The sequence below is a fragment of the Paenibacillus macerans genome, from assembly GCF_050565405.1.
GTDB classification, from domain to species: domain Bacteria; phylum Bacillota; class Bacilli; order Paenibacillales; family Paenibacillaceae; genus Fontibacillus; species Fontibacillus macerans_B.
This window is the reverse complement of sequence record NZ_JBNYYG010000025.1, coordinates 17852-38721: the sequence shown is the minus strand read 5'-3', so window position 1 is coordinate 38721 and position 20870 is coordinate 17852. Positions and strand designations below refer to the sequence as shown.

The 20870-nt window shown below is 53.9% G+C and carries 19 protein-coding genes; 9 read left to right on the top strand and 10 right to left on the bottom strand.

The annotated features are described in order from the left end of the window. Positions 1-126: 126 nt before the first annotated feature. Both ACQ4N8_RS15890 and ACQ4N8_RS15885 read right to left on the bottom strand, forming a co-directional pair. Entirely contained in the window at positions 127-1740 is a 1614-nt protein-coding gene (locus tag ACQ4N8_RS15890) for an ABC transporter permease (RefSeq protein ID WP_430705335.1), read from the bottom strand. A gap of 23 nt (positions 1741-1763) precedes the next feature. Beyond that, positions 1764-2645 (bottom strand): ATP-binding cassette domain-containing protein, encoded by an 882-nt coding sequence (locus ACQ4N8_RS15885; RefSeq protein ID WP_430705334.1) that lies wholly within the window; start codon positions 2643-2645, stop codon positions 1764-1766. A gap of 322 nt (positions 2646-2967) precedes the next feature. Here ACQ4N8_RS15885 and ACQ4N8_RS15880 point away from each other — a divergent pair, with 322 nt between their 5' ends. Further along, entirely contained in the window at positions 2968-3564 is a 597-nt protein-coding gene (locus tag ACQ4N8_RS15880) for a TetR/AcrR family transcriptional regulator (RefSeq protein WP_430705333.1), read from the top strand. Positions 3565-3654: 90 nt separating this feature from the next. On the opposite strand, the gene ACQ4N8_RS15875 is transcribed toward ACQ4N8_RS15880, so the two are convergent. Beyond that, positions 3655-4221 (bottom strand): DUF4256 domain-containing protein, encoded by a 567-nt coding sequence (locus ACQ4N8_RS15875; RefSeq protein ID WP_430705331.1) that lies wholly within the window; start codon positions 4219-4221, stop codon positions 3655-3657. Positions 4222-4277: 56 nt separating this feature from the next. Continuing rightward, the gene (locus ACQ4N8_RS15870; RefSeq protein WP_430705330.1) at positions 4278-5447 is read right to left on the bottom strand and encodes a DUF4317 domain-containing protein; all 1170 of its coding nucleotides are present in this window, start codon (positions 5445-5447) and stop codon (positions 4278-4280) included. A 228-nt stretch (positions 5448-5675) separates the two neighbouring features. On the opposite strand from ACQ4N8_RS15870, the gene ACQ4N8_RS15865 reads away from it, so the two are divergent. Then, complete coding sequence (locus tag ACQ4N8_RS15865) at positions 5676-6122, top strand: sensor histidine kinase (protein WP_430705375.1); 447 nt, start codon at positions 5676-5678, stop codon at positions 6120-6122. A 187-nt stretch (positions 6123-6309) separates the two neighbouring features. On the opposite strand, the gene rlmD is transcribed toward ACQ4N8_RS15865, so the two are convergent. After that, entirely contained in the window at positions 6310-7773 is a 1464-nt protein-coding gene (gene rlmD / locus ACQ4N8_RS15860; RefSeq protein WP_430705329.1) for a 23S rRNA (uracil(1939)-C(5))-methyltransferase RlmD, read from the bottom strand. A gap of 36 nt (positions 7774-7809) precedes the next feature. Beyond that, a complete protein-coding gene (locus ACQ4N8_RS15855; RefSeq protein ID WP_430705374.1) occupies positions 7810-8013 on the bottom strand; it encodes a CLC_0170 family protein in 204 nt (67 codons plus the stop codon). Positions 8014-8281: 268 nt separating this feature from the next. Here ACQ4N8_RS15855 and recQ point away from each other — a divergent pair, with 268 nt between their 5' ends. From recQ to ACQ4N8_RS15825, 6 genes are all read left to right on the top strand, one after another. Next, the gene (recQ, locus tag ACQ4N8_RS15850) at positions 8282-10108 is read left to right on the top strand and encodes a DNA helicase RecQ (protein WP_430705328.1); all 1827 of its coding nucleotides are present in this window, start codon (positions 8282-8284) and stop codon (positions 10106-10108) included. Between the two features lie 12 nt (positions 10109-10120). Continuing rightward, complete coding sequence (locus ACQ4N8_RS15845; RefSeq protein WP_430705327.1) at positions 10121-11932, top strand: B12-binding domain-containing radical SAM protein; 1812 nt, start codon at positions 10121-10123, stop codon at positions 11930-11932. A gap of 13 nt (positions 11933-11945) precedes the next feature. Then, on the top strand, positions 11946-12662 hold the full coding sequence (locus ACQ4N8_RS15840; RefSeq protein ID WP_430705326.1) for a response regulator transcription factor: 717 nt from the start codon (positions 11946-11948) through the stop codon (positions 12660-12662). Next, positions 12659-13663 carry a sensor histidine kinase gene (locus ACQ4N8_RS15835; RefSeq protein WP_430705325.1) on the top strand — a complete coding sequence of 335 codons (1005 nt, stop codon included), beginning with the start codon at positions 12659-12661 and terminating at the stop codon, positions 13661-13663. Before ACQ4N8_RS15840 ends, ACQ4N8_RS15835 begins: the two co-directional genes overlap by 4 nt. A 205-nt stretch (positions 13664-13868) precedes the next feature. Beyond that, positions 13869-14639, top strand: coding sequence for an ABC transporter ATP-binding protein (locus ACQ4N8_RS15830; protein WP_430705324.1), 771 nt, complete (start codon positions 13869-13871; stop codon positions 14637-14639). Beyond that, entirely contained in the window at positions 14614-16569 is a 1956-nt protein-coding gene (locus ACQ4N8_RS15825; RefSeq protein WP_430705323.1) for an FtsX-like permease family protein, read from the top strand. The genes ACQ4N8_RS15830 and ACQ4N8_RS15825 overlap by 26 nt, the downstream gene beginning before the upstream one ends. A gap of 237 nt (positions 16570-16806) precedes the next feature. Here ACQ4N8_RS15825 and ACQ4N8_RS15820 read toward each other — a convergent pair whose 3' ends face one another. The 4 genes from ACQ4N8_RS15820 to ACQ4N8_RS15805 are packed head-to-tail and all read right to left on the bottom strand — an operon-like array spanning position 16807 to position 19765. Then, the gene (locus tag ACQ4N8_RS15820) at positions 16807-17766 is read right to left on the bottom strand and encodes a lysophospholipase (protein WP_430705322.1); all 960 of its coding nucleotides are present in this window, start codon (positions 17764-17766) and stop codon (positions 16807-16809) included. 39 nt (positions 17767-17805) lie between these two features. Then, positions 17806-18204, bottom strand: a complete 399-nt coding sequence (locus tag ACQ4N8_RS15815; RefSeq protein ID WP_430705321.1) for a VOC family protein — start codon at positions 18202-18204, stop codon at positions 17806-17808. A gap of 23 nt (positions 18205-18227) precedes the next feature. Next, entirely contained in the window at positions 18228-18809 is a 582-nt protein-coding gene (locus tag ACQ4N8_RS15810; RefSeq protein ID WP_430705320.1) for a class I SAM-dependent methyltransferase, read from the bottom strand. 2 nt (positions 18810-18811) lie between these two features. After that, positions 18812-19765: a TIGR01212 family radical SAM protein gene (locus tag ACQ4N8_RS15805; RefSeq protein WP_430705319.1), complete on the bottom strand. Its 954-nt coding sequence runs from the start codon at positions 19763-19765 to the stop codon at positions 18812-18814. Positions 19766-20096: 331 nt separating this feature from the next. Between ACQ4N8_RS15805 and trmB the strand changes: the two genes are divergently transcribed. Next, complete coding sequence (trmB, locus tag ACQ4N8_RS15800) at positions 20097-20804, top strand: tRNA (guanosine(46)-N7)-methyltransferase TrmB (RefSeq protein WP_430705318.1); 708 nt, start codon at positions 20097-20099, stop codon at positions 20802-20804. The last annotated feature ends 66 nt before the right edge of the window (positions 20805-20870 follow it).

Genomic DNA, 20870 nt, shown 5'->3' with positions numbered 1-20870 from the left:
AAGTTTTATTTACGTTGGTAAAGTCGATATTATCAAAAAAAAGGTCATTTGACATACACTCGAATTTTATTTTCCCTAAATAAAATCCAAGAGTGTATTCAAATGACCTTAATCATCTGTTGACGGTTAAGCTCCTTCAACCATATCCCGTTTACGATATCCCATATAGCCCACAATCAACAAGGCAAAACTGATCACGGTCATCGTAATGAAGGTTACTCCATCAAATTGATCTACCGGCATCCGCGGAATCCAGCTTTGAACGGCTGTTTTCGAGAACCATTCCGGCAAATCCAAAATGCCGCCAAAGTAGTTTAAAGCAAAGGAATAGCCCAGATAAGCATAAACGGCTTTACCCAGTTTTGGTGCCCAACCTAAAGCCAAAGCGGCAAGTCCGGTAAAGAACAACACGGAAGGCAGGAAGTTATAGCCTGCGGCGAAAAAATCCCCCATATTCATGGGCGAGCCGTCGCCCATTGCGGAAATGGCCGTCCCGCCAAGTCCGCCTGCAGCCAGCAAAATTCCAAGGACTCCGGCTACGATGGCCAAAATGACACTCGTCCAATAGAGCTGAGCCCGCGTCACTTTTGTAGCATAAAGCTGGCTTAAATGCAGCCGCGCTTCTTCCGAGAAAAGTTTGTTCACGATGGCAATCGGCAAAATGGAAACCAAGCCAATCATGACCATCATAATGGTCCCGGTGAAGGCTTCTTCGATGGAAACGCCGGATATCGTAAACATTTGACTCATGATTTCATTGCTTTCAAGGAAGGTCTGCATATCTCCATAAATCGAACCATAGGCTGCTCCCATGATGACGAAAGCAATCATCCAGCTAATCGTTACGCCTTTGTTAAGCTTGGTAAACAAGCCGGGTACGGATAGCAATGATTTTTTTGCCGACTCCCGACCTTCTCGTTCGAGCAAATAACCGGCCCCCATATCCCGACCGCCTTCAAGGGCAAAAGCGATGATCACGACAATGATGCTGAAGACCGCGGCCAAAATCAGGGGGATCCAATCGTTTTCCGTAAATGGATAAGTCAGATAAGTCCAACTCATCGGATTGATCATGGAGAAATCAACATTCGACACATCCGTACCGGCACGGAAAATATAAAGCAAGCCTACAATTCCCAGCGATGAACCGGTTGCACCGGATGAAGTCGGCATGATTTGCGCCATGACTAAGGCAATCACGGCTCCCAAGATCCCGGCCATTCCGATGGATGCGCCAAACAAAAAGGATCCTCCGGCCGAAATCGTATCTGTACCAAAGCTGGTCATTATTCCGCCAATAACGAGCGCTAATATCATATTGATCATGACGACTTCGGCTATCACCGCAAGCGAATTGGCTTGACGGCCTACCTGAAAGGAGCGGACGAGTTCAGTAAGCCCAAGATCTTCTTCTTTACGCGTATGGCTTACCACATGCAAAGCAGCGATAATCATCGCAAACAAACCGCAGAATAACAACATTTCGTGCGCATACATGGCACCCAAAGTATAATCGGCTGCGGTGTCAACCGGTGTCGGACCAACCATGGAAATCATGGCAGGATTTTGCAAGGTTTCATACATTCCCTGCAAACCTTGCCCCTTGCCGATTTCTTCAAAAGCCGGAACAAATCCGGCTGAAAACAAACCTAAACCTAAAACCCAGATGATGATTTTTTTCCAATCGCGTTTCAGATATTGAACGAATAATACGCGTGAACGTGCAAATTTTTCTTGCATTCTAATCTCCTCCGTTTCCGCTCTTAGACTTCATAATGACGCATGAATAAGTCTTCAAGCGTAGGCGGCACGGACTCAAACTTCTTGACGCCCAATTTTGCCGCTTCGGACAAAATATCATTGATAAATTCGTTATCCGCGGAGAATGTCGCTTGATTGCCGGTTTGCTTGAAATCATGGACGCCGCTCACAGATGCCATCTTAGCCGCATCGCCTTGTGTTACCATAGTAACTGAGGAACGGGTTAAGTGACGCAGTTCATCCAAAGTTCCGGTTTCAACCACTTTGCCTTGACGAATAATGACCACCTTATCGGCTAAACGCTCCACTTCACTTAAAATGTGAGAGGACAGCAAGATCGCTTTCCCCGCCTGCTTGATTTTTTCAACTTCATCCTGGAAGACGGCTTCCATCAATGGATCAAGACCTGAAGTCGGTTCGTCGAAAATATACAAATCGGAATCAACGGACAGAGCCGCAATCAAGCCGACTTTTTGACGATTCCCTTTGGAATAGCCTTTGGCCTTCTTCTTAGGATCCAATTCAAAGCGTTTAATCAAATAATCGCGTTTATTTTTGTCTCCGCCGCCATGCAATTTTATAAATAAATCAATAATTTCGCCGCCCGTTAAGCTGCCCCAAAGCGCCACATCCCCTGGAACATAAGAAATTCGCTTATGAATCTCAAGGCTATCCTTCCATACATCCTTGCCAAAGATTTTCACATCCCCGGCCTCGCGGTTGATGATTCCCAGCAATGTACGAATCGTTGTTGACTTTCCCGCGCCATTTGGCCCGATAAAGCCGACAACTTCCCCGGCATTTACCGTAAATGACACGTCATGCAACGCTTTGAATTTACCGAATTTTTTTTGCAAGCCTCGCACTTTTACAATTTCTTCCATAGCACTAAAACTCCTTCTTAACCAGTTTTAGTAACGTGCTTTCCAGTTTAAAGCAAAGTTAAATCTCCGAGAAATAATGAACTATAAATGATCATATAATTCATAACCTCGAATTTTTCGCCTTGTAATAAACCAAAGTTCATTTACAGATTCAGTTATATACCTTTTTATCCGTCTAGTCAATTCAAAAAACATTAGTTTCGAACTGCTGCTTGTTTGGAAATTCATAACTGGTGCTATATAATAATAGGAAAGAAAAAATACGAACCAGATCTTCGTTATAAATATTTTAGTTACAAAAGATAGAAAGCAGGAATGAAGAGTGAATGGCTTTGAAAAGCGGACACAGGAGAAAAAAAATCAAGTTTTGGAGACCACCTTTAACTTGATCAATACCGATGCCGGCATAGAAAATGTGACGATGGATGAGATTGCCAAACATTCTAACGTTGGTAAAACGACGATATTTAAGTATTTTGGGAGCAAAGAAAACCTGATTCATGAGGTGTTTAAGTGTTTTTTAACTCAAATGGGAGAAACGGCCAAAGAAATTATGGCCGAAAATAGACCTTTCGAAGTAACGATCATTGCCATGAGCCAGAACAAAATCAATTACCTGGAAAAAATAAACAAGCAATTTTATTTGGAATTGATGGATTTTGTTACCAAGAAGAATAATGACGGCTTATCTCTGATGATGCAGCAATACGTCAAGGAAAGTTATAGCCTTATGTTGGATTTATTTTACCGCGGGCGTAAAGAAGGCAAGGTGGATCTGAAATATTCGGACGAATTTCTTCTGATTTATTTCCAAGCCCTGGTTGAAGGGATCTCCAGCCCGCATATCTACCCGAAGATTCTCCCTTATACCGCCCAATGGACGGAATTGCTGATCAAAGGTATTGCGCCAAGCCAATAAAGCACATAAATAGGACAAACCGCCAATCCAGTGATATCACTAGATTGGCGGTTTGTTATTTCCTTCTTTTAAAATCCAAGACGCGAATGCTCAGACCCTTAGCGAGCCGCGGAACCCTCTGGCGCCATAATAGGATTCTGCTCCATTGTGGTACATGAAGACGGTGTCGTAGCGACGATCGCAAAAGACGGCCCCGCCGAGTTTTCTAATATTGGCAGGGGTTATCACCCAGCTCGAAGTTTTCAAATCGAATTTACCAAGTTGCTGCAGTTCCCGGTATTGTTCTTCCGTTAAAAGCTCAATACCCATGGCGGCTGCCATTTCTGTCGCACTATTTTGCGGCTTGTGTTCTTTCCTGGACTCCAGCGCTTCACGGTCGTAACAAACACTTCTGCGGCCTTTAGGACTTTCCGCTGAGCAATCGCAAAATAGGAATTCGTCCGTCTCTTGATCATGACCCACAACATCCGGTTCTCCGCCGGTTCTTTCCATTTCATTGAGCGACCACAGTTTTTCTGCATTGGCTTCGAGCTTTGCTTGTATCGTTGTCCATTCAAGACCCTGATGGCGGTCCATATTTTTCTCGAAACGGACTTTCAATACTTGCAGTAGTTCTCCACGTTGTTCCGGCGATAAAACCCTTTTTTCATTCCTCATCATAAAGCCTCCTTGAAGTCTTCGATTTCTTCAAAACAATAACCGTACTGGAACCTCTACAAGTCTTCCGTACTGAGCGTAAAGCCTTCAATCACGGCATCTTCGTCAACCTCGATCAGGATGCAGCGCTTTCCGTGATAATTCACCTGTTTTACGTACTTTAAATCTTGCGGACTGACCGAAATCGTGGCGATCTTCGTATCGATCTTAATCGATTTCGAAGTAAACTTCGGTACGACGCTGGTGGCTTTGATTTCATAGTTTTTGTCGTCGATAATCGTTTGGAACGCAAGTTCCACCTTTTCCGTCGTCACGTTCTCCACGCCGCTCACCGTCAGAACGCGTTCCACGTCTTTATAATCCAACTTCGGCGGCTCTTCTTCCTCGTGGGTTTCGATGACCTGATGAACTTCCTCGTATACGTTTGCGATCGTTGAGGCATCGAGCTGCTCCCCCGCGATTTCCTTCACGATCTCCTCGAAAATGGCTCTTTCCTCCAGCGCGGTCACGGTCTTCTCGGCATTCAGGACCTGGTCGATAAAATGCTGATTCGGATCGTTCGCTTTCCCCGCACAATACAGTACCCGATTCACGTCGGAATAACCATCCGTTACGCTAGGATAGAAGAAGCCTTGCTCCGGGGACCTTAACTTAATGATGGGATCTACGATGACATTGTATTTAAATTCCCGTTCAACGTAATCGAACATCAGCGTTTTCCGTTGTTGTTCCGTGGAATTGATGCTGCATAAAATAAATGGATTCGCGAACATTTCGTCATTTTCGCTTTCCTCGGTCTCTTCGTTTCGGTCCTTCGTCGGCTTATAATATTGTCCGTGAACGAAAGTGATCACCGTATCTTGCTCATATTTGGTATCCGCCAGCATTTTCTCCACCAACAGAAGCATCAAATCATGCCACTCTTCCGCATCGCCGGTGACCAGGGCTTGGTGCAGAAGCTCCTGAGTTGGCGTTTCCGTTTCCGCTTGCTTCTGAAACTTTAATTCGAACAGCTTCTGATCCAATTCGCCAGACATCAGCTTTTTGAAATTGCCCATATGCAGTTCCTGCTTCTCCCTGTCCAAGAGAGCAAACGGTTGACGCTCATAATGATAGATTTCGTTCGTTTCCTTCATAATATAAACATTAAGGATGTCATAAATGCTCAGTCTTTCGTGATCCAGCTTAAATTGCTTGCGAATGTAGGCGACTTCTTTCTTAATCAAAACGATCAAACACCCCTAGTAGTAAGATGGCTTACAAAACCAACGACCATTATATCATTTGGTTAAGGTGGATTTCCAACGCCAATTGAATCAATCTTTGCGATGGAAAGACGGACGGAGGTTCGGAGGCGTCGCGTTCACAACTTCCTTAACTCATCTAAAGGCGAATGGGCGATAAACTGTTGTTTCATTTCTTCCAGCGTTTGATTGAAGACCGCTACAGCTGTGATGGAGCTTGCCGATATTCTCGCAGATGTCACTTCGTTTATGGAACCGATCGCCGTCAAATACGGGGTGACGCTTCATCTGATGGAGCCCTGCACGGCCTTGGTTAAGGGGGAAGAAAGCTTCTTATTCCTGGTCTTTCGCAACCTGCTGGACAACGCCATCCGGTATAATCGGCCAAATGGGAGCGTTACGTTGCAGGTTATGGATGAAGATGGAGGAGTTGTGGTTCGGGTTTCGGACACGGGGAAGGGAATTCCCTTGTCGTCCAGGGAGCTGGTCTTTGAGCGGTTTTATCGCATCGACACGTCACGAGCGCGCAGGCATGGCGGAGCTGGCCTAGGTCTGTCGATTGTCCGTCATTTGCTTTCATTCTTCCAGGGAACCGTTGAACTGGAGACGAGTTCCGAATTAGGAAGTGTATTTAAGCTCACGTTGCTCCGGGGTTAAAATCCAGCTAGTGTTTGTTAAGCCCAAGTGGTTGGATGGAGACAAGCTTATCGCTTGCCGTCTATTTGTGAGCAAGTCAAAGAAGCATCCGATGGCGCGGATGCTTCCGGGTAAATAGGGAAATGGGCTGTCTCCCGCGCCGGGAATCGTCTTCAGCAGTTCCTCTCCCCTCGATTTAAGGTACAATTTATTGGATTGCATCTTTTCTTTCGAGTCTCACGATCACCTCTACATGGCTCGTCTGCGGAAACATATCCACCGGCTGAAGCCAGTCGAGGGCGTAGCCGCCGTCCAGAAGCGCCTTGCAATCCTTCGCCAGCGTGGATGTGTTGCAGGAGACGTAGACGAAACGCTTGGGTTTGGTCTTCAAGACAGCTTCGAGGAAGCGGGGATCGAGTCCGGTGCGCGGCGGGTCGGCGACGATCACGTCCGGCTCAAAGCCGGCCTTCACCCAGCGGGGCAGCAGCTCTTCCGCGTAACCCGCGTAGAACGCCGCGTTGCCGCGCCCGTTGCGGGCCGCATTCGCCTTTGCGTCTTCCACGGCCTCGGGAATCGACTCGATCCCGCGGATCTCCTTGGCGTAAGGCGCCAGCCACAGGCCGATCGTACCGGTGCCGCAGTAGGCGTCGACGACCGTTTCCCGGCCCGTCAGTCCGGCGGCCGCGCGCACCGATTCGTAAAGTTTTACCGTCTGCAGCGGATTCAATTGGAAGAAAGCGCGGGGGGAGAGGGTGAATTCCAGGTCGCCCAGCGATTCCTGGATGCTCTCCGCACCCCAGAGCAGTTCCGTTCTTCTCCCGAACACGAGCGAGGTGTTCTTCGGATTGACGTTCATGGCGATGCTGGTCAACTCCGGCATGGCCAGCCGCAGCTCCTTGACCAGCTCGTCCCGGCGCGGCAGCCTGTCATTCGCGGTAACCAGCGTCACCTGCAGTTGCCCGGACTGGAAGCCGACGCGGACGACGATCGTACGAACGAGCCCCTGATTGCTTTTTTCCTTATATACCGGAATGCTTAGACGCTGCAGCACATTCCGCGTCTTGTCCACCGCTTCGTTGACTTTGGGATGCTGGATCGGGCAACCGGTGATGTCGATAAGCTTGTGCGAATCGGCGGCGTACAGGCCGGCGATCATGCCTTCCTGAGCCATGCCCAGCTGGAGTTGGGCCTTGTTGCGGTAGCCCCACGGGTGCTCCATGCCCAGCATCGGCTTCATGTGCACGTCCTGCAGTCCGGCATAACGCGCAAACGCCTCGCGGATCATCTCCTCTTTGCCGGCAAGCTGTCCCTCGTAGGACAAATGCTGAATCTGGCAGCCGCCGCAGATGCCGAATACCGGACAAGGCGCGTCGACACGGTAAGGAGAACGTTTCTCGATTTCCCGGATCGAGGCGGCGATAAACTTCTCCTCCACGCGGTTTACTTCGGCTTTGATCACTTCGCCGGGAATCCCGCCTTCGATGAATACGGCTTTGCGGCGGTAATAGCCGACCCCTTCGCCGTTGATCCCCAGCCGTTTGATCGTCACGACGATGCGGTCTCCGGCGCGCACCTCGTCGGCCTGATCCCTCTTGGCGATTTGCGGTTTCGGCCGGGGCTTCGCGCTATGGTTTTTTTCCTGTCGGTTACCGGAATATCTGCTATCTTTCATTAATCCTGATTCTCCATCCTAGTGATTTGTACAGACTCAATATACCATGCGAAACCAAGCCGCACCATAACCCAACTTCGGCAAAAGGCTACAGCCGGAATAACAGGGAGGCCAGAAAACCGCTGCGGCCAAGGACAGCTGGATCCATCCGGATATCCGGGCGTATTTCTGTTCTTTCAGCATTTGCTGCACCTGATAGACCCTGTTATCCACCAGAAGCAAGATAAGTCCGGAGAACAGGAATAGGGTAGAGGTAAAATCCGAGCGAAGACAGCAACGTTCGGGCTTCCTGCCGTGTGCGCATGTTCAGGCCCGAATGTTTTGCTTACTAGAGAGTGTTGGTCTATTTGGAAAAATTTATGTGAGGTCGAAACCGGGGGTGGTTGCTCCTCCGTTTCCCTGCTTACGGTTGCCCATTTCCCTAAACCCCGGTAAACTTAAGAGTGCATAAAGCCTTGTCCCTTGCAGGGAAGGGGAAGAGGAATGGGAAGTTAGGAGAAATGGCGAAATGAGCACGGAAGTACTGACGATGGAACAAGCGCAGCAGTTGCTGCAAAAATATTACGGTTACCCCGATTTTCGCGAAGGACAGCGGCGCATCGTCGCCAGCGTCCTGGCGGGGGAGGATACGCTGGGCATCATGCCGACCGGCGGCGGGAAATCGATCTGCTACCAGATTCCGGCCTTGATGCTGCCGGGCCTGACGCTGGTCGTATCGCCGCTGATCTCGCTCATGAAGGACCAGGTGGACGCGCTGACGGCAATGGGCGTCTCCGCCGCTTACATTAATAGCACGCTGTCGGGCAAAGAGGTGAACGATCGTATCCGGGCGGCGCGCCGCGGCGAGATCAAGCTATTGTACGTGGCGCCGGAGCGGCTGGAGTTGGACTGGTTCCGCGAGGAAATGAGCGCGCTGACCATCTCCTGCGTGGCCGTCGACGAAGCGCACTGCGTCTCGCAGTGGGGGCATGATTTCCGCACGAGCTATCTGGCCGTCGCGCCGTTCGTTCAAGGGCTGCCGCAGCGGCCGATTCTCGCGGCCTTTACGGCCACGGCGACGCCGGAGGTCATGGACGACATGATCCGGCTGCTGCGCCTGGACGAACCGGCCGTGTTCGTCACCGGCCTCGGCCGGGACAACCTGGCGATGTCGGTGCTGCGCGGCGAAAATAAACGCGAGTTCGTCCTGAATTACGCGAATACGCATGCGCACCAGCCCGGCATCGTGTATGCGGCGACCCGCAAGGAGGTCGACGATCTGTTCGAGCGGCTGCGCCGGGAAGGCATTCCCGCAGGCCGTTACCATGCCGGCTTGCCCGACAAGGAGCGGGAGGAGAGCCAGGAGGCGTTCCTTTATGACGATATCCGGGTGATGGTGGCCACGAACGCCTTCGGGATGGGGATCGACAAATCGAACGTCCGTTACGTGATCCACTATAATATGCCCAAGAACATGGAGGCCTACGTCCAGGAGGCCGGCCGGGCCGGCCGGGACGGCGAGCCGAGCGAATGCATCCTGCTGTTCAGTCCGCAGGATATCATGACCCAAAAGTTCCTGATCGAACAGAATCCGCAGGAGGGGGACCGCAAACGCAACGAATACCGCAAGCTGCAGCAGATGATCGAATACTGCTATTCCGCCAAGTGCCTGCGCTGGGCGATGCTCGACTATTTCGGCGAAGTCCACGACCATAAGCCTTGCGGCATTTGCAGTTCTTGCCGGGACGAACGCGAGCTCGTCGACATGACCGTGGACGCGCAAATCGTCTTTTCCTGCATCCATCGGATGCGGGAGCGGTTCGGCGTATCGCTCGTTGCCTCCGTTCTCAAGGGCTCGCAGAACAAAAAGGTGCTGCAGTACGGCTTTGACGCGCTCCCGACTTACGGCATGATGCGTACGCGCACCGAGAAGGAAATTTCCGAGTTAATTAACGTGTTTATCGCAGAAGGATATTTGGCCCTGTCGGAAGGGCAATATCCGGTCGTGCGCCTGCAGACGCTGGCGGTGGAGGTGCTCAAAAGCCGCCATCAGGTTATGCTGCGCGCGCCGGAGCCGGCGGCTACGGCCAAAACCGGGTCGCGCCGCAGAAGCTACGACGATAGCCCGTCCGCGGTCAACGAGACGGTATTCGAGCAGCTGCGCCTGATCCGCCGCGATTTGGCCGAGAAGGAGCATGTGCCTTCCTATATTATTTTCAACGACGCGACCTTGCGCGAAATGAGCATCGTCTGCCCGACCCGCGAAGCGGATATGCTGAGAATCAAAGGCGTCGGCGAAGTCAAATACCGCAAATACGGGAAACCGTTCCTGGAGTTTTTTCAAAATATGGAATAGGGTTGTGAACACGTGAAAGTCATTTTGGCGACACTTAACGCAAAATATATCCACACCTCGCTGGCCCTCCGGTTGCTTAAGGCCTACAGCGGGAACGACTTCGATATCGACCTGGCGGAATACACCATCAAGGATCCGCTGATGAACGTCGTGTCAGACTTGTTTCAACGCCGGCCCGACGTGATCGGCTTCTCCTGCTACATCTGGAACATCGAAGAAACGATCAAGCTGGCGGGGCTGCTGAAAAAAGTGCTTCCGGAAACGAAGATCGTGCTCGGCGGGCCCGAGGTGAGCTACGACACGAAATACTGGATGGAACGCGTCACGGACGTTGATTTTATCGTGATGGGCGACGGCGAGGAAACGTTCCATCATCTGCTGCAGGAGCTGTCCGGCGAGCGGAAGTTCCACTATGTGTTCGGCGCGGCCTACCGCAAAGGCGAAGAGGTGGTCGTCAATCCGCCGCGCCCGAAGTCGGACCTGAACACATTGCCGTCGCCGCACCGTTTTCCTGAGGATATTCCCTTCTTAGGCAAACGCATCGTTTATTTCGAAACGAGCCGGGGTTGTCCGTTCAGCTGCCAGTTTTGCTTGTCCAGCATCGAGGTGGGCGTGCGTTATTACGATATCGAACGGGTCAAGTCGGACATCCTGTACCTGATCGAACACGGGGCCAGAATCATCAAATTTCTCGACCGGACGTTCAACATCAACCGCAGCTATGCGATGGAAATGTTCGAATTCCTCATCAACAACCACCAAGGCTGCGTGTTTCAGTTTGAGATCACGGCGGACATCATGCGTCCCGAAGTGCTGGATTATTTGGCGGAGAACGCGCCGCCCGGCATCTTCCGCTTCGAAATCGGCGTGCAGTCGACCAACGACCCGACCAATGAGCTGGTTAAACGCCGCCAGAACTTCGCCAAGCTGTCCCGGACGGTGACAAAAATCAAGGAGAGCGGCAACATCGACCAGCATCTCGACCTCATTGCCGGCCTGCCGGAGGAGGACTACGGTACGTTCCGCAAAACGTTCAACGACGTCTTTGCCATGCGTCCCGAGGAGCTGCAGCTCGGTTTCCTGAAGATGCTGCGCGGTACGGGCCTGCGGGGCGACGCCGCCAAGTACAACTACGTTTACATGGACCATGCCCCTTACGAAATTTTGGGCAACGACGTGTTGCCTTTTACGGACGTGATTCGGCTGAAGCGGCTGGAGGACGTGCTGGAGAAATATTGGAACGCGCATCGGATGGACCACACCATTGAATATGTGGTGACCCGCGAGTTCGAAACCCCGTTCGACTTCTTCCAGGAGTTCGGCGATCACTGGGAGGAACGGGGCTGGCAGCGGATCGGCCACCAGCTTGAGGATCTGTTCGCCCGGCTGCATGATTTCCTGAGCGGCCGCGGTTTGAAGGAGCCGGATGTCGTGCTCGGGCTGATGAAGCTCGACTATCTACTCGGCCACAAATATAAGCCGCGCAAAATCTGGTGGGAGGATCGCATGGACAAGGAGCGGCGCAGCGGTTTGTTCAAAGCGTTGGCGGATGAACCGGCCGCTTTGTCCGCAGGGTTTGCGGCTTACCGGCTGGATGAACGCGAGCTGCAGAAATTCGCCTGCGTCGAGGAATTGCCTTTCTCGCTGAGCGCTATTCTTCAGGAAATCGGCGCTGCGGATGGGAATCCGCTGCCGCCGTACTCCGGTTCCGGTGACGGTACGCTGCTCGCCGTGTTATACCAGCAGGAAGAGGGCGAGCGCCCGGTTTATTTCCATGCACCGCTGAGCGTCGTTTTCCCGCAGGACCGTTCCTTAGCAAAGTGAGGTGCTTGCACGGATGTTCACCATTCTGATCGTGGAGGATGATCCCAAGGTCGCCGGGATGTTATCCGAGCATATGGAGAAATACGGGTACCGCGCGGTACGGGTCGACGATTTCGGCCGGGTGCTGGAGCGGTTTCGGGAATCCGCCGCCGATATGGTGCTGCTCGACGTTAACCTGCCGAAGTTCGACGGGTTTTATTGGTGCCGCCAGATTCGCGGGGTGTCCACCTGCCCGATCCTGTTCATTTCGGCACGGGACAGCGGGATGGATCAAGTGATGGCGCTCGATAACGGCGCGGACGATTACATCACGAAGCCGTTTTCCTTTGAGGTGGTCATGGCCAAAATCCGCAGCCACTTGCGGCGGGCCTACGGCTCCTATTCGGCCAGACAGGAGGAGCGGACCGTCGCGGGGGCCGGGCTTGTCCTGTACCCGGAGCGGTTTACCGTGACGAGCGGGGACCTTTCGGTCCTGCTGACGCAAAAGGAAGCGGTCCTGCTGGAAGCGCTGATGCAGAAGGCCGGCCGGATCGTCAGCCGCGAGACGCTGCTTGACCTCATGTGGCAGGGCCATGATTTTATCGACGACAACACACTGAACGTATACGTGACCCGCATCCGCAAAAAATTGAAGGAACTGGGCCGGGAGGAGGCGCTGGAAACCGTGAGAGGGGCCGGCTACATGCTGAGTTCGGCCGCATCGCCCCTGTCCGGAGGGGCTCCGGAATGAGGTTGTTCTGGAGGGAGCATGTGCCGCTTCTGCTGTTCCTGGTACCGCAGATCCTGCTGGTGCCGTTTCTTTATTGGCTGGCCGGCTTCCATGAGATCGGGATCGTGGCGTATGCCCTGCTGCTCAGCTTCGTGCTGCTGCTGCTCTATTTGGGGTACCGTTATTTGAGCCATCGGGAATTTTACCGGCGGATGACCCGCCCGCCGCAGACGCTGGACGACATGCTGCAGCCGGTAGGCGAAACGGCGATGGGGTCGGCATTGCACGAGCTGCTGGAATCGGGATACAGGATGTACGAATCGGAGCTGTACCGTCACGGCAAACAAATGGAGCAGCATTCGACGTTCACAGGCCGCTGGGTACATCAGATGAAAACGCCGATTTCGGTCATTCAGCTGACATTGGAGAACGAAAGGGAAAAGGAGACGATGTCCGAACGGACGCTGGACAGCCTGCAAGAGGAGCTCGATCGGCTGCGCAAAGGCTTGGAGATGGCGTTGTACACGTCGCGCCTGGAACAATTCGAGCACGACTTCCACGTCGTGCCTGTCGCTCTTCAGGATGCCGTGAATCAAGCGGTCGCCGAAAACCGCAAGCTGTTCATCCGCAAAGGGGTGTTGCCCGACATCCGGGTGGAGGGGGAACTGCGGGTCTATTCAGACGAAAAATGGCTGCTCTACGTCCTGGGCCAATTGATCACGAACGCCGTGAACTATTCGGCCGGCATCGGGGACAAGGTCGAGTTCCGCGCTTACGCCCGGGGCAAAAAAACGGTCCTGGACGTTCGGGACTACGGGATCGGCATCCTGAAGGAGGACATCCGCCGGGTCTTTGAGCCTTATTATACGGGGCAGCGCGGGCGGCAGTACAGCGAATCGACCGGGATGGGCCTGTATTTGGTGCGCGAGGTGTGCAGCCGGCTTGGTCATCGCGTGGAGCTGGAGTCGGAGCCGGGCAAAGGAACGACCGTAAGGCTGCTGTTTGATCGGGAGTCGCCGTGAGCGCCGCAGAAAAGCAGGATGGCTGAAGCCACCTGCTTTTCTGCGGTTTTTTTGCCGGAACATAACCTTACAAACTTTTAAGATACGATTAAGTTACTTCGATGGCTGTCAATCTTTCTTTGGGATAGAGTAAATACATCAGAAATCCGCGATCCGGCAGGCGATTTACGTTGCCGCGGGTCACTCGAAAGGGGAAAGAAACAAGATGGACATGCTGAAGGTCAGCGGGCTTAGCAAGGTGTATCCGGGAAAAATCGTGACTCGGGCATTGCAAGACATCGATTTAACGATAGAAAAAGGGGAGTTCGTCGGCATCATGGGCCCATCCGGAAGCGGGAAAACGACGCTGCTCAATCTGGTGTCGACGATCGACGCGCCAAGCTCCGGCGAGGTGCTGATCGGCGGCAAAAATCCATATGCCCTGAAACGGCGGGATCTGGCCGCGTTCCGGCGCCGCGAGCTGGGGTTCGTGTTCCAGGATTTCAACCTGCTGGACACGCTCACCGTCGCGGAAAACATCGTGCTGCCTTTAACGCTGGATTACCGCCCATTCCGGGAAATGGAGCAGAAGCTCCAGGCGATCGCCGAACGCCTGGGGATTACCGACATTCTCGGAAAGCGGGTCTATGAGATTTCCGGCGGGCAACGCCAGCGGGCGGCCATCGCCCGGGCGATGATTTCTTCGCCGTCGCTGCTGCTGGCGGACGAACCGACGGGTTCGCTGGACTCGAGTTCCTCGCGTATCGTGATGGAGCTGCTGGAAACGCTCAACCGCACCGAAGGCACGACAATGATGCTGGTCAGCCACGACCCGCTGGCGGCCAGTTATTGCGACCGGGTCGTATTCATCAAGGACGGCATGTTGTCGAACGAAATTCATCGGGGAGACTCCAGACAGGCCTTCTTCCAGAAAATCATCGATATGTTGTCGTATTTGGGAGGGAATGCGCATGAACTTTCTTCAATTCGCGTTTAACAACGTAAGGCGCAACGCCCGGGCCTATTTCGCTTATTTCCTGAGCAGCGCCTTCATGGTCATGATCTTTTTTACGTACGCGATGTTCATTTTCCACCCGGACATTGCCGAAAGCGAAATGGGACGCATGACGAGCATCGGCATGCAAGTTGCGGAATATATCATCTTCGTATTCTCCATCCTGTTCGTGCTGTTTTCGATCGGCAGTTTCCTGAAGGCGCGAAGCAAGGAATTCGGCGTGCTGTCGCTGCTGGGCGCGACAACCGGTTCCATCAACCGGCTGGTGTTCCTGGAAAACCTGATCATCGGCGTTGGCTCCATCGTGGCGGGACTGGCCGGGGGACTGCTTCTATCCAAGCTGTTCCTGCTGTTGAGCTCCAGGGTGACGGGGGTCGACAGGCTGCCGTTTTATTGGCCCTGGAAGGCGATCGGTTTTACGGCGGGGGCGTTCCTGCTGCTGTTTATCGTCCTGTCGGTGTTCACGCTGGTCTTTTTCCGGAAAAACCGCGTCATCGAGCTGCTCGGAGGCAGCAATAAGCCGAAAACGGCTCCGCGGGTTTCATGGGTGCTTGCCCTGTTAGGCGTGCTGTTGCTCGTAAGCGCGGTGTTCCTTCTGAAGGGCGGCGAGGGCCTGAGCTTTCCTAAAGTGATGTTGGCTGCTGCGACAGGGATTTGGGGGACTTATTTCTTCTATACGCAGGTGACGGTAGCCCTTATCGGATTGCTTAAGCGCAGCCGCCGTTTGCTGTGGCGCGGGACCCGGTTGCTATGGGTGTCCGAAATGGCTTACAAAATCAAGGATAACGCGCGGATGCTGTTTATGGTGACCGTTGCGATCTCGCTTGCGTGTATGAGCGTTGGCGTCATTTTGGCCACACAAGCCCAAAACCAGCGCATTTATGCGGCGAATCCGTTCGCCTTCACGTACGGCGTTTACGAGGAAGAGGATGTTGAGGCGGATATGGCCTGGATCGATCGGCAGTTGTCCGAGAAAGGGATCGATTATACGATGATCGACCAGGAATCGATAAGCGGTTATCTTGAAATCGAAGGCGCCTATGCGGACGTGCTGTCGCGCTCCGACTATAACCGGGCGGCTGCGATGCTGGGGAGGGAGCCGTTGCCGGCAATCGGCGAGGGGCAAGCCCTGGCCTCCGCCATGGAGGGATCGGCCGCGGAGAGCTTGCTGCGGGGGAAAACGACGTTTCGGATGATCTTTCCGTTTCTGGAAGAGCCCCTAAAGCTTGAACGGCTGCCAAGCGGAGAGGACCCGCTGATCGGAACGAACAGCCAAATTTCGACCATCGTGTTATCCGACGCCGATTTTGCGTCGCTGAAAAGCCGGTTGACGGAGGAGGAGCGGTATCGCCTGTCCCAGGAAATCAAGATTTTCGTTCCGGGCTGGCAGCAAAAAAAGGCGCCCGGTCCCAAAGATCCTGAAACCGTCGTTGGGAGGAGCTTGTTCCAAGGGATGATGGACCGCCTTGACAACGACCAGACCCGCAATTATATGAGCTCACGCGGGCGGCAATACGCCGAAACCCGTGAGCAGCTTTCGATGTTAAGCTTTGTCGGCATTTTTATCGCGGCGATTTTCTCGATTTCCTCCGCCAGCTTCTTGTATTTCAAGCTGTACAGCGAGCTGAACCAGGATCGGCGCATGTACCATTCGCTGTCCAAAATCGGGCTGGGCGACCGGGAAATGCGGTTTTCTTCCAGCCTGCAAATCGCTCTGCTGTTCTTTATCCCGGTGCTGATTTCCGGCATTCAAACGATGGTGGTCTTGTCCCTGCTGGGCGAAAAATTCCTGCTGGGGAACGTCACGGTTCCGGTGCTGACGGCCACGGCGGCTTTCCTGGCGGCGCAGCTGCTGTATTATGCCGTGGTGCGCTCCCGTTACGTGGTGCAGTTGAAGCGGGTTATGGTGTAGGTCGCGGGGCAACTACAAGCTAATGCTGTATTTTGTGCAACATTTACATCTGATCCATGGGGTTATCAGGGCGAATTATTGCATAAAGTACAACAAAATTGCTGCAGCCGGCAAAATTAACCGCAAATTGTTGCACAGAATGCAACAATTTGCGGTTTTTAAGTCGCTTTGCGCTAAGTTGTTGTACGAAATACAACAATCGGAGCGGACTCGTACGATTTCACTCCTTCGATCCCGTCAGGCGTTATCTTTGCTTAAGGCCGCCGCGGCCGGCAGATGGCGCTCCAGCCAATCGCAGATATCTGCCATTACTTCGTCGCGGTTGATTTCGTTCAGCATTTCATGGCGCCCTTCGGGATAGAGTTTGACCTCCACGTCCCTAAGATTCAGCCGGGCATACAACTCGGCGAGCCGCCGTACGCCGGCTCCGTTCAAACCGACCGGATCGAGATCGCCGCCGAAGATGTACACCGGTTTATCCTTGCGTATGTATTGCATCCGCTCCGGTTGATGAATCTCCTGCAGCAAGCCGAAGAAGCCGTAAAAAAAACCGGCGCTGCACAAAAAGCCGCAATGCGGGTCCCGGATATATTGATCGACCTCGTGCTCGTCGCGGGACAACCAATCGAACGGTGTCCTTGCGGGGAGAAAACTCTTGTTGAAGCTGCCGAAGGTCAACGCGTTCAAGAGCAGGCTGCGGTGGCTGTCGCCCTGCAGCAGCGCTTGCAGGCGGGCCAGGCTTCTTCCTAAGCCGAGCAGGGGGCGGGGGCCGTTCGTTCCCGACAGGACAAATCCGGCGTAAGGCTCCGGTGCCCGGTACATGATCTTTTGGGTCAGGAACGAGCCCATGCTATGGCCGAACAGAAACAACGGCAGCTCCGGCAGCTCCCGGCGGATGATCCCGGCGAGCCGGATCATATCCTCGGCCATGCCGGTAAAGCCGTTTTTGCCGGGCCAGCCCAGCTCCTCCGGGCTTCCGGCCGTTTGCCCGTGCCCGCGGTGATCGTTCGCGTACACGATGAAGCCGCGGGCAGTCAACGCGCGGGCGAGCCGCTCATATCGCTCGGCCGTTTCCGCCATGCCGTGGGCAATTTGCAGAATGCCCCGCGGCGGGACTTCCGGATCGGCGCCGCTCCAGCGATACGCGAATACGTCATGGCCGGTACCGTTGCTGAAGCTGAACGTGTGTTCTTCCATGCATTGCCCCTCTTTCTGGGATTTTTTGCATAAAGCGGGTCAAGCCAAAAAAGTCGGTTGAAAAAACTCGATCCGCTCGCCGTCCGGCCCGTTAAAGAAAAAGAACCGACAGCCGTTTGGCAGTGTCCGGATTTCCGCATCGAGTCCCGAAAGGCCAAGCGCGGAAATGCGGGCGTATTCCTCGTCGATTTCGCTGGCGGTAAAAGCGATATGGTGCACTTTTCCTTCGTTCGGCAGTTCTTCGCCGTCGCGGACATTGATCAGCTCCAGCTCGACCGATTCCTGTCCCGGGAAGGTGAGGAAAGCCAGCCTCAGCGGTTCGCCGACTTCTCCGACCGTATATAGCAGCTTCAACCCGACGATTCGCTCGTAAAACTCGATGGAATCCTCCAATGCCGAGACGCGAATGCCGACATGCTCAATTTTGCGAATACCCATGCGATAGACCCCCAAGTTTCTTTTTATTTTTTCTCGACCGCGATCAAATAAGGCGCGGTTGGCTTCCCCAACTGGCGGTAGATAACCGCCTGTCCTGCCGGGGAGGGCAGGCCTGCGGCCCAGGCCTCTACGGCGGCGGCTTCGACTTCGCCGCCGGGATGGCCGGGGTAGAGCACCGCCGTCAAAATCCCGCGCGGGCGGAGCAGATTTAAGCTGGCCTCCAGCGCGGGCAGCGTGCTGTCCGGCATGGTGATCAGCGCCGGGTCGGCCCCCTCGGCCGGTAAATAGCCGAGGTTGAACATCACGGCGGCGAGCCGTCCGTGCACATCGGCCGGCAGAGCGGCCGCCATGTCCGCGTGGCTGGACTGGAGCAGGGTGACGCCGGCGATTGCGGCCGGTTCCTCCTTGTCCAGTCTGGCCCGCGTCAGCGCAAGCGCCTGCGGCTGGATATCGAAGGCGAACACGCGCCCCCTCGGCCCGCAGGCCTTGGCGAGAAACAGCGTGTCCGCCCCCGTGCCCGCCGTGGCATCGACTGCGGCTTCGCCCGGCCGGATTCGCTCGGCCGCAAGCCTGTGCGCATAGCTGAGCACCGATAGGAAGCCCATGATCAGCGTCCTCTCCAGTATTTGCCCTGCCAGGAATCGCGACGTTTCAGTTCGTCGTCGATGGCGTTGAGGACTTCCCATTTCTTCAGGCTCCACATCGGTCCGATCAAGAGGTCGCGCGGCGCGTCCCCCGTCAAGCGGTGCACGATCATTTCCGGCGGCAGAAATTCCAGCGTATCCACGATCAGCTTGATGTATTCATCCTGTTCCAGGAAACGGAGCAGGCCCGCTTCATATTGCTTCACCATCGGCGTCTTGCGCATCAGGTGCAGCAGGTGGATCTTGATCCCCTGTACATCCATGTTCGCCACGGCCCGGCCGGTTTCCAGCATCATTTCGTGGCTTTCCTGCGGCAACCCGTAAATGATGTGCGTGCAGACGCGGATATTCCGCTTGCGCAGCTTCGCTACCGCGTCCAGATAACACTGCGTATCATGCGCGCGGTTGATAAGCTCGGACGTCGACTCGTGGATCGTCTGCAGCCCCATTTCCACCCACAGATAGGTTCGCTCGTTAAGCTCGGCCAAATAGTCGACGACATCGTGAGGCAGGCAATCGGGCCGCGTTGCGACGGACAACCCGACTACGCCCGGCTGTTCGAGGATCGCTTCGTAATATTCGCGCAGCTCTTCTACTGGCGCGTACGTGTTCGTATAGGCCTGGAAATAGCCGATGTACTTGGCTTGCGGCCATTTTTGGTGCTGACGATCGCGGATCGTATCAAACTGGGTGACCAGGTCGTCGCGGCGGCTTCCGGCGAAATCGCCCGACCCGCGGGCGCTGCAGAACGTGCAGCCGCCTTTGGCGATCGAGCCGTCCCGGTTCGGGCAGGTGAATCCCGCATCCAGCATGACCTTGAATACCTTATCTCCGAACTGGCGGCGCATTTCGGTATTCCATGTATGAAATCTTTTGTCTCCCCACAACGCAGGAGTGTCCGTCAATAGTGTACTCATGATAACTCCTTCAAATTGTCACAAAATATTTTCTGTATATTTATTCATCGGTAAAAGCCCCGTCATAACGCTACTTCTACTTGATTCATTGTATCAAATTTTGAGCGAAAAGGGGAATAGAGCCTGCCTGCTTCCTTGCGGCGGGTTACAGAATATGTTATTTTGATTGTATAAAATCGTTGGACCCCAATTCCAAAATATATCGAAAAAGGAATCACTCGTTTCGTCTCCCCGGCGAACGGTTGGTTCCTTTTTCATTGCAGTCTTTACTTTTACGTCAATCTTCGGCACAATATTGCAAGTAATGATTACAAGAAAGCGGAGGAATCACATGCGTTTACGCGGCAGAAAAGGTATTCGGGAGAATTTGGAGCAGCAGCGGGAGCTGGTCGTGCTGAATCCCCAGGAATATAAAGGACGTTGGGCGGAAGTGTTCGGCAACGGCCGTCCGGTCCATATCGAGCTGGGCATGGGCAAGGGACAGTTCGTCAGCGGCATGAGCGCGAAGCATCCGAACGTGAATTTCATCGGCATGGACATGTACGATGAACTGATCCGCCGGGCGAGCGAGAAGGTCCGGGCAAAGTGGGCCGAGCAAGGAGTCGAGGAGCCGGAGAGCGTCCGGCTTGCTTTGGGCAACATCGAATCGATCGAGGATTTTTTCGCGCCAGGGGAAGTGGAGCGCATTTATTTGAATTTCAGCGATCCGTGGCCGAAGAAGAAGCATTGGCGCAGACGCTTGACCCATCCGAGATTTCTGGAAAAATACCGTACCCTCTTGAATGAGGAGGGCGAAATTCACTTCAAGACGGACTCGCGTTTGCTGTTCGAGTTTTCGTTGAACGCGTTTGCGGCGACCGGCCTGCAAATGAACGATATCTCGCTCAGCCTGCACGAAGGCGGAATCAACGAGGCGCACGTCATGACGGAATACGAAAGCAAATTCGTCGGACAAGGCATGCCGATTTACCGCTGCGAGGCCATCGTCGGCAGAGCTGCGCTGGAGCGTTACCATGCGCGGAAGATGGAGATGTTTTAACGAAGGCGGAACCTTTAGACAACTCAACAGCCCGACCCCCATCGCGCGGGGTCGGGCTGTTCGTTC

Coding starts and splice junctions, on each gene's coding strand:
- ACQ4N8_RS15825 (WP_430705323.1), top strand. CDS start 14,614: ATGAACTTTCTTCAATTCGCGTTTAACAACGTAAGGCGCAACGCCCGG.
- ACQ4N8_RS15835 (WP_430705325.1), top strand. CDS start 12,659: ATGAGGTTGTTCTGGAGGGAGCATGTGCCGCTTCTGCTGTTCCTGGTA.
- ACQ4N8_RS15815 (WP_430705321.1), bottom strand. CDS start 18,204: ATGGGTATTCGCAAAATTGAGCATGTCGGCATTCGCGTCTCGGCATTG.
- ACQ4N8_RS15810 (WP_430705320.1), bottom strand. CDS start 18,809: ATGGGCTTCCTATCGGTGCTCAGCTATGCGCACAGGCTTGCGGCCGAG.
- ACQ4N8_RS15830 (WP_430705324.1), top strand. CDS start 13,869: ATGGACATGCTGAAGGTCAGCGGGCTTAGCAAGGTGTATCCGGGAAAA.
- ACQ4N8_RS15840 (WP_430705326.1), top strand. CDS start 11,946: ATGTTCACCATTCTGATCGTGGAGGATGATCCCAAGGTCGCCGGGATG.
- ACQ4N8_RS15875 (WP_430705331.1), bottom strand. CDS start 4,221: ATGAGGAATGAAAAAAGGGTTTTATCGCCGGAACAACGTGGAGAACTA.
- rlmD (WP_430705329.1), bottom strand. CDS start 7,773: ATGAAAGATAGCAGATATTCCGGTAACCGACAGGAAAAAAACCATAGC.
- ACQ4N8_RS15805 (WP_430705319.1), bottom strand. CDS start 19,765: ATGAGTACACTATTGACGGACACTCCTGCGTTGTGGGGAGACAAAAGA.
- ACQ4N8_RS15890 (WP_430705335.1), bottom strand. CDS start 1,740: ATGCAAGAAAAATTTGCACGTTCACGCGTATTATTCGTTCAATATCTG.
- ACQ4N8_RS15820 (WP_430705322.1), bottom strand. CDS start 17,766: ATGGAAGAACACACGTTCAGCTTCAGCAACGGTACCGGCCATGACGTA.
- recQ (WP_430705328.1), top strand. CDS start 8,282: ATGAGCACGGAAGTACTGACGATGGAACAAGCGCAGCAGTTGCTGCAA.
- ACQ4N8_RS15865 (WP_430705375.1), top strand. CDS start 5,676: ATGGAGCTTGCCGATATTCTCGCAGATGTCACTTCGTTTATGGAACCG.
- trmB (WP_430705318.1), top strand. CDS start 20,097: ATGCGTTTACGCGGCAGAAAAGGTATTCGGGAGAATTTGGAGCAGCAG.
- ACQ4N8_RS15885 (WP_430705334.1), bottom strand. CDS start 2,645: ATGGAAGAAATTGTAAAAGTGCGAGGCTTGCAAAAAAAATTCGGTAAA.